Source organism: Acidovorax sp. LjRoot66 (assembly GCF_964253305.1).
GTDB lineage: Bacteria > Pseudomonadota > Gammaproteobacteria > Burkholderiales > Burkholderiaceae_C > Acidovorax.
Genome location: NZ_CAXUQU020000001.1, coordinates 5,263,195 through 5,275,332, shown reverse-complemented (window position 1 = coordinate 5,275,332; position 12,138 = coordinate 5,263,195). Strand labels below are relative to the sequence as shown.

Annotated in this window: 12 protein-coding genes; 11 read left to right on the top strand and 1 reads right to left on the bottom strand. The window is 66.5% G+C overall.

Annotation, left to right across the window (positions count from 1 at the left end):
• Nucleotides 1–9: 9 nt before the first annotated feature.
• The 11 genes from ACSQ3Y_RS24825 to ACSQ3Y_RS24775 are packed head-to-tail and all read left to right on the top strand — an operon-like array spanning nt 10 to nt 11,251.
• The gene (locus ACSQ3Y_RS24825; protein ID WP_436179200.1) at nt 10–867 is read left to right on the top strand and encodes a phosphatidate cytidylyltransferase; all 858 of its coding nucleotides are present in this window, start codon (nt 10–12) and stop codon (nt 865–867) included.
• Nucleotides 864–2,042, top strand: a complete 1,179-nt coding sequence (gene ispC, locus ACSQ3Y_RS24820) for a 1-deoxy-D-xylulose-5-phosphate reductoisomerase (RefSeq protein ID WP_436179199.1) — start codon at nt 864–866, stop codon at nt 2,040–2,042. The genes ACSQ3Y_RS24825 and ispC overlap by 4 nt, the downstream gene beginning before the upstream one ends.
• Nucleotides 2,043–2,096: 54 nt before the next feature.
• Nucleotides 2,097–3,458 (top strand): RIP metalloprotease RseP, encoded by a 1,362-nt coding sequence (rseP, locus tag ACSQ3Y_RS24815; RefSeq protein WP_436179198.1) that lies wholly within the window; start codon nt 2,097–2,099, stop codon nt 3,456–3,458.
• 45 nt (nt 3,459–3,503) lie between these two features.
• On the top strand, nt 3,504–5,801 hold the full coding sequence (gene bamA / locus ACSQ3Y_RS24810; protein WP_057205615.1) for an outer membrane protein assembly factor BamA: 2,298 nt from the start codon (nt 3,504–3,506) through the stop codon (nt 5,799–5,801).
• Nucleotides 5,801–6,325, top strand: a complete 525-nt coding sequence (locus ACSQ3Y_RS24805; protein ID WP_179681313.1) for an OmpH family outer membrane protein — start codon at nt 5,801–5,803, stop codon at nt 6,323–6,325. Before bamA ends, ACSQ3Y_RS24805 begins: the two co-directional genes overlap by 1 nt.
• A gap of 30 nt (nt 6,326–6,355) precedes the next feature.
• A complete protein-coding gene (gene lpxD / locus ACSQ3Y_RS24800) occupies nt 6,356–7,336 on the top strand; it encodes a UDP-3-O-(3-hydroxymyristoyl)glucosamine N-acyltransferase (RefSeq protein ID WP_436179197.1) in 981 nt (326 codons plus the stop codon).
• A 16-nt stretch (nt 7,337–7,352) separates the two neighbouring features.
• The gene (gene fabZ, locus ACSQ3Y_RS24795) at nt 7,353–7,793 is read left to right on the top strand and encodes a 3-hydroxyacyl-ACP dehydratase FabZ (protein WP_305746617.1); all 441 of its coding nucleotides are present in this window, start codon (nt 7,353–7,355) and stop codon (nt 7,791–7,793) included.
• A gap of 14 nt (nt 7,794–7,807) precedes the next feature.
• Nucleotides 7,808–8,605: an acyl-ACP--UDP-N-acetylglucosamine O-acyltransferase gene (gene lpxA / locus ACSQ3Y_RS24790; RefSeq protein WP_436179196.1), complete on the top strand. Its 798-nt coding sequence runs from the start codon at nt 7,808–7,810 to the stop codon at nt 8,603–8,605.
• Between the two features lie 22 nt (nt 8,606–8,627).
• Nucleotides 8,628–9,803 carry a lipid-A-disaccharide synthase gene (gene lpxB, locus ACSQ3Y_RS24785; RefSeq protein ID WP_436179195.1) on the top strand — a complete coding sequence of 392 codons (1,176 nt, stop codon included), beginning with the start codon at nt 8,628–8,630 and terminating at the stop codon, nt 9,801–9,803.
• Nucleotides 9,760–10,437, top strand: coding sequence for a ribonuclease HII (rnhB, locus tag ACSQ3Y_RS24780; protein ID WP_436179194.1), 678 nt, complete (start codon nt 9,760–9,762; stop codon nt 10,435–10,437). Before lpxB ends, rnhB begins: the two co-directional genes overlap by 44 nt.
• A gap of 22 nt (nt 10,438–10,459) precedes the next feature.
• Nucleotides 10,460–11,251 (top strand): TrmH family RNA methyltransferase, encoded by a 792-nt coding sequence (locus ACSQ3Y_RS24775; protein ID WP_436179193.1) that lies wholly within the window; start codon nt 10,460–10,462, stop codon nt 11,249–11,251.
• 30 nt (nt 11,252–11,281) lie between these two features.
• Here the strand turns inward: ACSQ3Y_RS24775 and ACSQ3Y_RS24770 are convergent, their stop codons facing one another.
• Nucleotides 11,282–12,088 carry a hypothetical protein gene (locus ACSQ3Y_RS24770; RefSeq protein WP_427999890.1) on the bottom strand — a complete coding sequence of 269 codons (807 nt, stop codon included), beginning with the start codon at nt 12,086–12,088 and terminating at the stop codon, nt 11,282–11,284.
• Between the last annotated feature and the right edge of the window lie 50 nt (nt 12,089–12,138).

Here is a 12,138-nt window from a genome sequence, read left to right as displayed (position 1 = left end):
AAAGGCCCCATGCTCCAACAGCGCGTCATCACTGCCCTTGTCCTGCTGGCCATCCTGTTGCCAGCGCTGTTCTATGGCTCGCCCCTGCCCTTTACCGTGGTGGTGCTGGTGCTCATGGCCGCCGGCGCGTGGGAGTGGGGCCGGCTGTGCGGCTTTGGCCAGGCGGGCTCGCTTGCCGTGGGGGCTGCCTGCGTGGCGCTGTGCCTGGGCTCGTGGGCGCTGGGCTGGCTCACACAGCCGCTGACGGTGCTGTGGATCGTGGGCGGGGCCCTGTGGGTGCTGGGCACCGCCTGGCTGCTGCGCGCTGGCGTGCCCGGCTGGCCGCGCATCCCGGCGGCCGTGCGCCTGATTGCCGGCGTGCTGGCCCTGTGGCTGGCCTGGCTGGCGGTGGTGCAGGCGCGCCACGTGGGCATCAACTTCCTGCTGTCGGTGCTGGTCCTAGTGTGGGTGGCCGACATCTTTGCCTATTTTGCGGGCCGTGCCTTCGGCCTGCGCTTCACCAAGGGCAAGCTGGCCCCCGCCATCAGCCCCGGCAAGAGCTGGGAAGGCGTGTGGGGCGGCCTGGCGGGCGTGCTGGTGCTTTCGTTCGCCTGGGTGGCGGCCGATGCCCACTGGCAGGCCGAGGTGCTCAGTTTCTACAGCCGCATGGCCCGCCAGGGCTGGTGGCTGCTGGTGGTGGCGGCGCTGTTCATGACGGCGATGAGCGTCTCCGGCGACCTGGTGGAATCGCTCATCAAGCGCAGCGCCGGCGTCAAGGACAGCAGTGGCCTGCTGCCTGGCCACGGCGGCGTGCTCGACCGCGTGGATGCCCTGCTGCCCACCCTTCCCCTGGCCATGATGCTCACGAGCCTGACGACCCCTCTATGAAACAACGGCTTACCGTTCTTGGCTCCACCGGCTCCATCGGGACCAGCACCCTGGACGTGGTGGCGCGCCACCCTGAACGCTTCGAGATCTTTGCACTGAGCGCGGCCACGCAGGTCGACCTGATGCTGGCGCAATGCGCGCAGTTCACCCCCCGCTTTGCGGTCATGGCCAGCGCGTCCCATGCCCGTGCGCTGGAGGACAAGCTGCGCCAGAATGGCCTGGCCACCCGCGTGCTGTACGAGGCCGACGCGCTCGAAGCCATTGCCTCGCACCCCGACGTGGATGCGGTCATGGCCGCCATCGTGGGTGCGGCCGGACTGGCGCCCTGCCTGGCCGCTGCACGCGCGGGCAAGCGCCTGCTGCTGGCCAACAAGGAGGCCCTGGTGGTGGGCGGCGGCCTGTTCATGCGGACGGTGAAGGAGGGCGGGGCCACCCTGCTGCCCATCGACAGCGAGCACTCGGCCATCTTCCAGTGCCTGCCCGAAGACCCTGCCACCTGGCCGGACCGGGTGGACAGCATTTTGCTTACTGCATCGGGCGGGCCCTTCCGCCAGCGCGACCCGGCCACGCTCTCGCAGATCACGCCCGACCAGGCCTGCGCCCACCCCAATTTCTCGATGGGACGCAAGATCTCGGTCGATTCGGCCACCATGATGAACAAGGCGCTCGAAGTGATCGAGGCGCGCTGGCTGTTCGATTTGGCGCCCGACCAGATCAAGGTGGTGATCCACCCGCAGCAGATCATCCATTCCATGGTGCAGTTCAAGGACTCCTCCATCCTGGCCCAGCTGGGCACGCCCGATATGCGCGTGCCTATCGCCGTGGGCCTGGCCTGGCCCGAGCGCATTGCCAGCGGTGCCAGCCGGCTCGATTTCTCGGCGCTGAGCGCGCTGGCCTTCGAGGATGCGGACGCCATCCGCTTCCCCGGCCTGCACCTGTCCTGGCAGGCGCTCAAGGCCGCCGAGGGCACGACCGCCGTGCTCAATGCCGCCAACGAGGTGGCGGTGGGCCGGTTTTTGTCGGGTAGATTGCGTTTCGACCATATCCATGCCGTCAATCTTGCAACTTTGGACGCGGTTTCCCCCTCCAAGCCGGATTCGCTGGCAGCGCTGCTCGATCTGGACGCCCAGTCGCGCAGGGCGGCAGAGCAGGCCGCCGGCCTGCTGGCCGCCTGACCGACCCCATTCGATGGCCGCCGCTGCTGTCCCTGTTGACCCACGGAGCCTCTCATGTTGCTGACCCTTGTTGCCTTTGTCGTTGCCCTGGGCCTCCTGATCGCCGTGCACGAGTACGGCCACTACCGCGTGGCAGTGGCCTGCGGCGTCAAGGTGCTGCGTTTTTCGGTGGGCTTTGGCAAGCCGCTGTTCACCTGGCGGCCCAAAGGCTCGCCGACGGAGTTCGTGCTCGGCGCCTTCCCTTTGGGTGGCTATGTGCGCATGCTGGACGAGCGCGAGGCGCCCGTGCCCGCCGAAGAGCGGCATCTGGCCTTCAACACCCAGCCCCTGCGCGCGCGCGCAGCCATTGTGGCGGCTGGACCTATTGCCAACCTGCTGCTGGCGGTGCTGCTGTACTCCATCGTCAACTGGAACGGCGTGGAGGAGCCCAAGGCCGTGCTGGCCAGCCCCGTGGCCGGCTCGGTGGCACAGGCGGCCGGCCTGCGTGGCGGCGAATTGGTGCAGCGCGCCGCCCTGGGGTCGGATGAGCTGGAGCCCGTGCGCTCCTTCGAAGACCTGCGCTGGCTGCTGACCCGTGGCGCGCTGGAGGGCGAATCCGTGCGCCTGGACGTGCAGCCGCAGAGCGGTGCGCACCGCGAGCTGGTGCTGGACATGTCGAAAATCGACTCCCGCGAGGCCGATGCCCAGCTGTTTCGCAAGATCGGCATCCTGGGGCCCTGGACCCGGCCGGTGCTGGGCGAGGTGGTGGCCAAGGGCGCGGCAGAACGCGCGGGCCTGCAGCAAGGCGACGTGGTGCTCAAGATAGGCTCCACCGAGGTGGTGGACGGCCAGCAACTGCGCGAGCTGATCCGCCAGTCCATGCGCGGCACGGAGCCGCTGTCGCAGCCCTGGTTGATCAACCGTGCGGGGAGTTCGCTCACGCTGGACGTGCTGCCCGACGCCCAGCCCGAGCTCGGTGCCACGGTGGGCCGCATCGGCGCCTATGTGGGCGCGCCGCCCGAATTTGTAACCGTTGAATACGGCGTGCTCGAGGGTTTCTGGACCGGTGTGGTCAAGACCTGGGACGTTTCGCTGCTCACCCTGAAGATGATGGGCCGCATGGTGATCGGCGAGGCGTCCCTCAAGAATCTCAGCGGGCCCTTGACCATTGCGGACTACGCCGGCCGTTCGGCCAGCCTGGGCCTCACGCAGTATCTGGTGTTCCTGGCACTGATCAGCGTGAGCCTGGGCGTGCTGAACCTGCTGCCGCTGCCTGTTTTGGACGGTGGGCACCTGATGTATTATCTTTGGGAGGGCGTGACGGGCAAGCAAGTGTCGGACGCATGGCTGGAGCGGTTGCAGCGCGGTGGTGTCGCAGTGCTGCTCCTCATGATGTCCATTGCCCTGTTCAACGATATCACCCGGCTTTTTGGCTAACCATTTTTCCGCCCTTGCCTTGCAAGAGCGGCTCCAGCTTCATTCATGAAAAATCCAATCAATCGCCTGGGCGTGCGTACCGCATCGGCCATTGCAGCCATGGTCTTTGTCGCCAACGCGGCGTGGGCACTGGAGCCCTTCAAGGTGCAGGACATCCGCGTGGAGGGCCTGCAGCGCGTGGAGCCCGGCACCATCTTCGCATCCATGCCCCTGCGCGTGGGCGATGACTACAACGACGAGAAGGGCGCTGCGGCCATTCGCGCGCTGTTCGGCCTGGGCCTGTTCAAGGACGTGCGCCTGGAAGCCTCGGGCAACGTGCTGGTGGTGGTGGTCGAAGAGCGCCCCACCATTGCCGACGTGGACTTCGCAGGCACCCGCGAGTTCGACAAGGATGCGCTCAAGAAGAGCATGCGCGAAGTGGGCCTGACCGAAGGCCGCCCCTACGACAAGGCGCTGACCGACCGCGCCGAGCAGGAGCTCAAGCGCCAGTACATCAACAAGAGCCTGTACGGCGCCGAAGTGGTGACCACGGTGACGCCCATCGAGCGCAACCGCGTGAACCTCACGTTCTCGGTGGTCGAGGGCGAGCCCGCGCGCATCAACGAAGTGCGCCTGGTGGGCAACAAGGCCTTCAGCGAATCCACGCTCAAGGGCCTGTTCGACCAGGACACGGGCGGCTGGCTCAGCTGGTACACCAAGTCCGACCGCTACTCGCGCGCCAAGCTCAATGCTGACCTGGAAACCCTGCGCACCTACTACCTGCAGCGCGGCTACCTGGAGTTCCGTGTGGAGTCGACCCAGGTCGCGATCTCGCCGGACAAGCAGGGCATCTCGATCACCGTGAACGTGTTCGAAGGCGAGCGCTACGTGGTCTCGGGCGTCAAGCTCGAAGGCAACTACCTGGAGCGCGAGGACGAATTCAAGTCGCTGATCACCATCCGTGCGGGCGAGCCCTACAACGCCGACCAGGTGACCGAGACAACCAAGGCCTTCTCCGAGTACTTCGGCCGCTTCGGCTTTGCCTTTGCGCGTGTGGAAGCCGTGCCCGAGATCGACCGCGAGAACAACCGCGTGGCCCTGGTGCTGCAGGTCGAGCCCTCGCGCCGCGCCTATGTGCGCCGCATCAACGTGAGCGGCAACAACCGCACCCGCGATGAAGTGATCCGCCGCGAGTTCCGCCAGTACGAAGCCTCCTGGTACGACGGCGAACGCATCCGCCTGTCGCGCGACCGCGTGGACCGCCTGGGCTTCTTCACCGAAGTCAACGTCGAGACGCAGGAAGTGCCCGGCTCGCCCGACCAGGTGGACCTGGTGATCAACGTGGCTGAAAAGCCCACGGGCTCGCTGCAGATGGGCGTGGGCTTCTCCAGTGCCGAGAAGGTGGCCCTGTCCTTCGGTATCAAGCAGGAGAACTTCTTCGGCTCGGGCAACTACTTGGGCGTGGACGTCAATACCAGCAAGTACCGCCGCACCCTGGTGTTCAGCACCACCAACCCGTACTTCACCGATGAAGGCATCTCGCGCACGGTGGACCTGTACTACCGCACCGACAAGCCGTACGAGGACCAGGGCGGCAACTACCAACTGGTGACCACCGGCGGATCGATGCGCTTTGGCGTGCCCTTCAGCGAGACGGACACGGTGTTCTTCGGTGGTGGCCTGGAGCAGACCACCATCAAGCCTGGCACCAACATTCCGGCCACCTACCTGGCCTATGCCGACAACTTCGGCTACAAGAGCACCTCGATTCCGCTGACCATCGGCTGGTCGCGCGATGACCGCGACAGCGCGCTGGCACCCAACTCGGGCCGCTACCAGCGCGTGAACTCCGAGTGGTCGGTGGCGGGCGATGCCCGCTACGTGCGCGCCAACTACCAGTACCAGCAGTACGTGCCGCTGAACAAGCGCTTCACGCTGGCCTTCAATGGCGAACTGGGCATTGGCAAGGGCATGAACGGCCGGCCGTTCCCGGTGTTCAAGAACTTCTACTCGGGCGGTCTCGGTTCGGTGCGTGGTTTCGACCAGGGCACCCTGGGCCCGCGCGACGTGACGGGCTCCTCCCTGGGCGGCCCGAAGAAGGTCACCCTCAATGCCGAGCTGATCGCACCCTTCCCGGGTGCGGGCAACGACCGTACGCTGCGCGTCTTCACCTTCATGGATGTAGGCAATGTGTATGGCGAGCATGAAAAAGTAACCGCCAGCGACATGCGAGCCTCCGTGGGGCTGGGCCTGAGCTGGATTTCCCCGCTGGGCCCCCTGCGCCTGGCCTTTGCACAACCGGTACGCAAGTTTGCTGGCGATAGAATCCAGAAACTGCAATTCCAGATTGGAACGTCTTTCTAATGAAATCCCTTTCCCGCCATTTCGCCTTGGCCCTGCTGTTCGGCACGTTTGCCATGGCCGCGCCCGTACAGGCGCAAGAATCGTTCAAGGCTGGCCTGGTCAACATCGACCGCATCTTCCGTGAAGCCAACACCTCCAAGGCGTCGCAGGCCAAGCTCGAGCAGGAGTTCGCTCGCCGCGAAAAAGAGCTGGTGGACATGGGCAACTCCCTGAAGACCGCCTCCGAGAAGTTCGAACGCGAAGCCCCGACCCTGGCCGAAAGCCAGCGCAATACCCGCCAGCGCCAGCTGGTGGACCAGGACCGTGACTTCCAGCGCAAGCGCCGGGAGTTCCAGGAAGACCTGAGCGCCCGCCGCAACGAAGAACTCGCCGCCGTCGTGGACCGTGCCAACAAGGTCGTCAAGCAGGTGGCCGAGGCCGAGAAGTACGACGTGATCCTGCAGGAAGCGGCCTACATCAACCCCAAGCACGACATCACCGACAAGGTGATCAAGGCGCTCAATGCCGCGCCTGCTGCCAAGTAAGCACCGGCAGCGCAATCCGGCAGGTGGCGCGTGAGCTTGCTTCTCGGGCACATCGTCGATGCGCTGGGTGGCTCGCTGGAGGGAGGGACGGGTGACACCCCCATCTCCCGCATCGCGCCCCTGGAGGTTGCGGGGCCGGGCGACCTCAGTTTCCTGAGCAACCCCCGCTACCAGCAGCAACTGGCCGCCTCCCGGGCGGCCTGTGTCATTGTGGCGCCTGCCATGCGCGATGCCGCCGTGGCACGCGGCGCCTGCATCGTGGTGGACAACCCCTATGTTTACTTCGCCCGCGCCACGCAGCTGTGGCGCCAGCACACGGCGCCCGCAGGGCAGGGCGGGGTACATGCCAGCGCTGTGGTCGATGCGTCGGCGCAGGTGCATCCCAGCGCCACCATCGGCCCGCTGTGCGTGGTCGAGCGGGGTGCGCACATCGGCGCAGGCACGGTGCTCAAGTCCCGCGTCACGGTCGGTGAAGGCTGCCGCATCGGCGAGCGCTGCATCGTCCACGCGGGTGTGGTGATCGGTGCCGACGGCTTCGGCTTTGCGCCCGAGAAGGGGCAGTGGGTCAAGATCGAGCAACTGGGCGCGGTGCGCATCGGTGACGATGTGGAGATCGGGGCCAACACCTGCATCGATCGCGGGGCGCTGGACGATACCGTCATCGAGGACGGCGTCAAGCTCGACAACCTGATCCAGATCGGCCACAACGTGCGCATCGGCAAGCACTCGGCCTTGGCCGGCTGCGTGGGCGTGGCCGGCAGCGCGACCATCGGCGCGCACTGCACCGTGGGTGGCGGTGCCATTGTCCTGGGCCACCTCACGCTGGCGGACAATGTGCACATATCAGCGGCCACCGTGGTCACCCGCTCGCTGACGCGGCCGGGTCAGTACACCGGCATGTTCCCCATCGACGACAATGCGCGTTGGGAAAAAAACGCTGCAACACTGAAACAACTGCACAGCTTGCGCGATCGCATCAAGGCGCTCGAGCAGGCTCTCAAGGCAGCATGAACGGAAGAACAACTCGATGATGGATATTCACGCGATTCTCAAGCAACTGCCGCACCGCTACCCGTTCCTGCTGGTGGACAAGGTGCTGGAGCTGGAGAGCAACACCCGCATCAAGGCGATCAAGAACGTCACCTTCAACGAGCCATACTTCATGGGGCACTTTCCGGGGCGTCCCGTGATGCCCGGCGTGCTGATCCTCGAAGCCCTGGCCCAGGCCGCCGGGCTGCTGGCGTTCGACGCCATGGGCAAGGTGCCCGATGAGAACAACATCTACTACTTCGTGGGCATCGATGGCGCGCGCTTCAAGCGCCCCGTGGAGCCTGGCGACCAGCTCATCCTGTCGATCACCATCGACCGCGTGCGCGGCGGCATCTGGAAGTTCAAGGGCGTGGCCAGCGTGGGCGACGAAGTGGCCTGCGAGGCCGAACTCATGTGCACCATGCGCAGCGTCAACTGACCTTTTTCCGCCGGTTGTCGAACGTGAGCAATATCCATCCCACAGCCGTCGTCGCCGACGGCGCCCGCCTGGCCCCGTCGGTGCAGGTGGGCCCTTATGCCGTGGTCGGTCCGAACGTGGTGATCGGTGCCGGCACCACGGTGGGGGCGCACTGCGTCATCGAGGGCCACACCACCATCGGGCAGGACAACCGCATCTTCCAGTTCGCCTCGCTGGGCGCGGCCCCGCAGGACAAGAAGTACGCGGGCGAGCCCACGCGCCTGGTGATCGGCGACCGCAACACCATCCGCGAGTTCTGCACGCTGAACACCGGCACGGTGCAGGACCGCAGCGAGACCACGGTGGGCGACGACAACTGGATCATGGCCTATGTGCATGTGGCGCACGACTGCGCCATCGGCCACCAGACCACCCTGGCCAATAACACCACGCTGGCCGGCCACGTGGAGGTGGGCGACTGGGCCACCGTGGGCGGCCTCACGGGCGTGCTGCAGCGCATGCGCATCGGCGCGCACACCATGGTCGGTTTCTCCAGCCACGTCAGCAAGGATGTGCCACCCTACATGGTGGTGGACGGCAACCCCCTGGCCGTGCGCGGTGTGAACCTGGTTGGCCTGCGCCGGCGCGATTTTTCGGCCCAGCGCATTGCCGCCATCCGCGAAATGCACAAGCTGCTGTACCGCCAGGGGCTGACCCTGGATGAGGCACGCAAACACATCCTTGCCCTGCCTGGTGACATGCCCGAGGCGGCCGGCGACGTGGCGCTGATGGATGCTTTCCTCGGCAGCGCCGCCCACGGCATCGCGCGCTGATTTCCCACCAAGAGACTGCTGAATGAAGGACAAGGCGCCCCGCGTGGCGATGGTCGCAGGCGAGGCCTCGGGCGACCTGCTGGCCGGCCTGCTGCTTGACGGTGTGCAGGCCCGCTGGCCTGCCGCCACGGCGCACGGCATCGGCGGGCCGCAGATGGCCAAACGCGGCTTTGCGGCCTGGTGGCCCAGCGACAAGCTGGCCGTGCACGGCTACAGCATGGAGGTGCTGCGCCGCCTGCGCGAGCTGCTGGGCATCCGCAAAGCGCTGCGCATCCGCCTGCTGGCCGACCGGCCCGACATCTTCATCGGCGTGGATGCGCCCGATTTCAACCTGGGGCTGGAGGCGGACCTGCGGGCTGCCGGCATTCCCACCGTGCACTTCGTGTGCCCCTCCATCTGGGCCTGGCGCGCAGACCGCATCGAGAAGATCCGCAGAAGTGCGGGCCATGTGCTGTGCATCTTCCCGTTCGAGCCGGAGTTGCTGGCCAGGAACGGCATTGCCGCCACCTACGTCGGCCACCCTCTGGCCAGCGTGATCCCCGAGGTGCCCGACCGCGCCGGCGCGCGGGCGCGCCTGGGCCTGGCCGACACCGATGAAGTGCTGGCCATCCTGCCCGGCAGCCGCTCGGCCGAGGTGCAGTACATCTCGCCCGCGTTCTTCGCGGCCGCCGCCTTGCTGCGCAAGGCGCGCCCGAACCTGCGCATGGTGGTGCCTGCCGTGCCCGCGCTGCAACCGCGCATCGAAGAGGCTGCGCGTGCACATGGCGTGGCCGATGCGCTGCAGATCGTCACCGGCCAGTCGCACACCGTGCTGGCGGCCTGCGATGTGACGCTGATCGCCAGCGGCACGGCCACGCTGGAGGCAGCGCTGTTCAAGCGCCCCATGGTCATCGGCTACCACATGCACCCCTTGAGCTGGTGGCTCATGAAGCGCAAGCAGCTGCAGCCCTGGGTAGGGCTGCCCAACATCCTGTGCGGCGAATTCGTGGTGCCCGAGCTGATTCAGGGCGCGGCCACGCCGCAGGCGCTGTGCGACGCCACCTTGCAATGGTTTGACGCAAAAGTGCAGCATCCCGCTACCATCACGGCTTTGGAGCAGCGTTTTTCCGCGCTGCACGCGAGCCTGCGGCGCGACACTTCCCAACTGGCTGCCGATGCGATCGAGAAAATCCTTGCCACCACCACCGCTGCTGTTTGAACAGGTGAGCCTGGACTGGCATCCGCCCGGTCTGGTGGCTGGCGTGGACGAGGCCGGCCGCGGCCCGCTGGCCGGGCCTGTGGTGGCTGCCGCCGTCATCCTCGATGACCTGCGCCCCATTGCCGGGCTGGACGATTCCAAGAAGCTCACGGCGCTGCGCCGCGAGGCCCTGTTCGACGAGATCCGTGCCAAGGCGCTGTGCTTTGCCATTGCCGAGGCCAGCGTGGAAGAGATCGACCAGCTGAACATCCTGCAGGCCACGCTGCTGGCCATGCGCCGTGCCGTGATGGGCCTGCGCCTCAAGCCCGTGCGCGTGCTGGTGGACGGCAACCAGTTGCCCCGGCTCGACGTCCCGTCCGAGGCCATCGTCAAGGGCGACGCGCTGGTGAAATCCATCTCGGCCGCCTCCATCCTTGCCAAGGTCCACCGCGACCGCTGGTGCAACGAGGTGCACGAGCATTTTCCGCACTACGGCTTTTCGGCCCACAAGGGCTACGGCACCGTGGTGCACATGGAAGCCCTGCGTGCCCATGGCGCCTGCATCCACCATCGGCGCTCGTTTGCCCCGGTGGCCCAGGTGCTGGTGCAGTCCTCCTCATCATCCCTCTCCGTTTCCCAGGGCATCGGCGCGTGACGCGCTGCGGCTCTGCCGTTCCATGACCTCTTCTTCCGTCACTGCCATCCATTCGCGCGGCAACGCCTGGGTCAAGGACCTGCGCCGCCTGGCGCAGGACAATGGCGCCTACCGCAAGCAGGGCCGCGTCTGGCTCGAAGGCGACCACCTGTGCCGTGCGGCGCTGGAGCGCGGCGTGGTGCCGGCCGTGGCGGTGTTCGCCGAATCGCTGTGGCCCACGGCCCAGCCCGAATGGGGCAAGGCCGCGCCCAAGGTCGTGGTGCTGGCCGACGCGCTGTTTGCCGACATCAGCGGGCTGGAGTCGCCGGCAAAGATGGGCTTCGTGCTCGACCTGCCCGAGGGTGGGTCGCCCCGGCCCGGCGTGGCCGCCGTGGTGCTCGACAGCGTGCAGGATGCGGGCAATGTCGGCTCCATTTTGCGCAGTGCCTCGGCCTTCGGATTTAGGCAGGTGCTGGCGCTCAAGGGCAGTGCTGCGCTGTGGTCGCCCAAGGTTCTGCGTGCGGGCATGGGCGCGCATTTTGCGCTCGACCTGGTCGAGGGCCTCGCGCCCGAGGACCTTGCCGACCTGGATCTGCCGATGCTGGTCACCAGCTCGCACCAGGGCGACTACCTGCACCGCGCCGATCTGCCCTGGCCCTGCGCCTGGGTCATGGGGCACGAAGGGCAGGGCGTGAGCACCGTGCTGCAGGAGCGCGCCAGCCAGCACATCCGCATCGCCCAGCCGGGCGGGGAGGAGTCGCTCAATGTGGGCGCGGCCGCTGCCATCTGCCTGCATGCGAGTGCGGCGCAGTGTGCGCTGCAGGCGGGGCGCTGAACCACCGCCTCGCAAGGCCAAAGCCGTGAATTACTGGTTCCGCAGAAACTGCTGGATGAAGTCACCCTGGTTGGAAGCATCCTGGTGGGTGGTGAACACTAGCTTCTGACCTTCCACGCGCAACTTCATCTCGGCGCCGAACTGGCACTGGATCTGGCCCAGCGACGCGGCCTTGGCCTTGAAGCTCGCATTGCTCTTGCACATGCTGTCCATCTGCGAAGCTACCTCACCGCAGAAACTGGCGATGCTGAGCTTCTTGAGCTTGTCGTCGTCGATGGACTTCCAGTCCACCGCCGTCTTTACTGGGCTGCCGCAGGCGGAGCTGGCCGAGGTGTCGGTGCTGGCCAGGTCCGTCTGTGCCGACGCCAGGTGTTTGTCGCGGTCGAAGCGGGCCAGCTTTTCCTGCACGCCGTCCTTTTGCTGGCGCGCATAGGCGCTCTTGAGCTCGGCTACGTTCAAGGCCTTGCTCTTCTTCTCGTCGAACGACAGGTCCACCGCGCCCTGGCGGCCCGGCAGGTAGGTGACATAGCGCTCGCCACTGCCGTAGCGGTTGGTCTGCTTCTGCACCAAGCCCCAGTCCCGGCCATCGAGCGTGGTCACATAGGCCTCGGTGCCGCTACCGCGCTGCTCCTGCTTGCCCAGGAAGATCACCTTGTCGATGGGGCTGTTGAAGCCGCTCACGCGCATCAGCGCGGCCTTGCCGTCCGTGGTCGGTGCCAGCACCACCTCCAGACCTTGCGGGCCCGAGAATACTTGCGGGTAGGCCGCCAGGTCCTGCGCGCCGGCCAGGGTGGACAACAGTGCGCATGCCCATGCAATCGAAGTCTTCTTGGTCATCCCATCTCTCTTTGTGGTGTCTACGGTGCGGCAAAGTCTATCGGAGGGCC

Bases quoted from the DNA above. Each gene is read 5' to 3' on its own strand.
- ACSQ3Y_RS24825 (WP_436179200.1), top strand. From the start codon at position 10: ATGCTCCAACAGCGCGTCATCACTGCCCTTGTCCTGCTGGCCATCCTG.
- rseP (WP_436179198.1), top strand. From the start codon at position 2,097: ATGTTGCTGACCCTTGTTGCCTTTGTCGTTGCCCTGGGCCTCCTGATC.
- bamA (WP_057205615.1), top strand. From the start codon at position 3,504: ATGAAAAATCCAATCAATCGCCTGGGCGTGCGTACCGCATCGGCCATT.
- ACSQ3Y_RS24775 (WP_436179193.1), top strand. From the start codon at position 10,460: ATGACCTCTTCTTCCGTCACTGCCATCCATTCGCGCGGCAACGCCTGG.
- fabZ (WP_305746617.1), top strand. From the start codon at position 7,353: ATGATGGATATTCACGCGATTCTCAAGCAACTGCCGCACCGCTACCCG.
- ACSQ3Y_RS24805 (WP_179681313.1), top strand. From the start codon at position 5,801: ATGAAATCCCTTTCCCGCCATTTCGCCTTGGCCCTGCTGTTCGGCACG.
- rnhB (WP_436179194.1), top strand. From the start codon at position 9,760: ATGCGATCGAGAAAATCCTTGCCACCACCACCGCTGCTGTTTGAACAG.
- ispC (WP_436179199.1), top strand. From the start codon at position 864: ATGAAACAACGGCTTACCGTTCTTGGCTCCACCGGCTCCATCGGGACC.
- ACSQ3Y_RS24770 (WP_427999890.1), bottom strand. From the start codon at position 12,088: ATGACCAAGAAGACTTCGATTGCATGGGCATGCGCACTGTTGTCCACC.
- lpxB (WP_436179195.1), top strand. From the start codon at position 8,628: ATGAAGGACAAGGCGCCCCGCGTGGCGATGGTCGCAGGCGAGGCCTCG.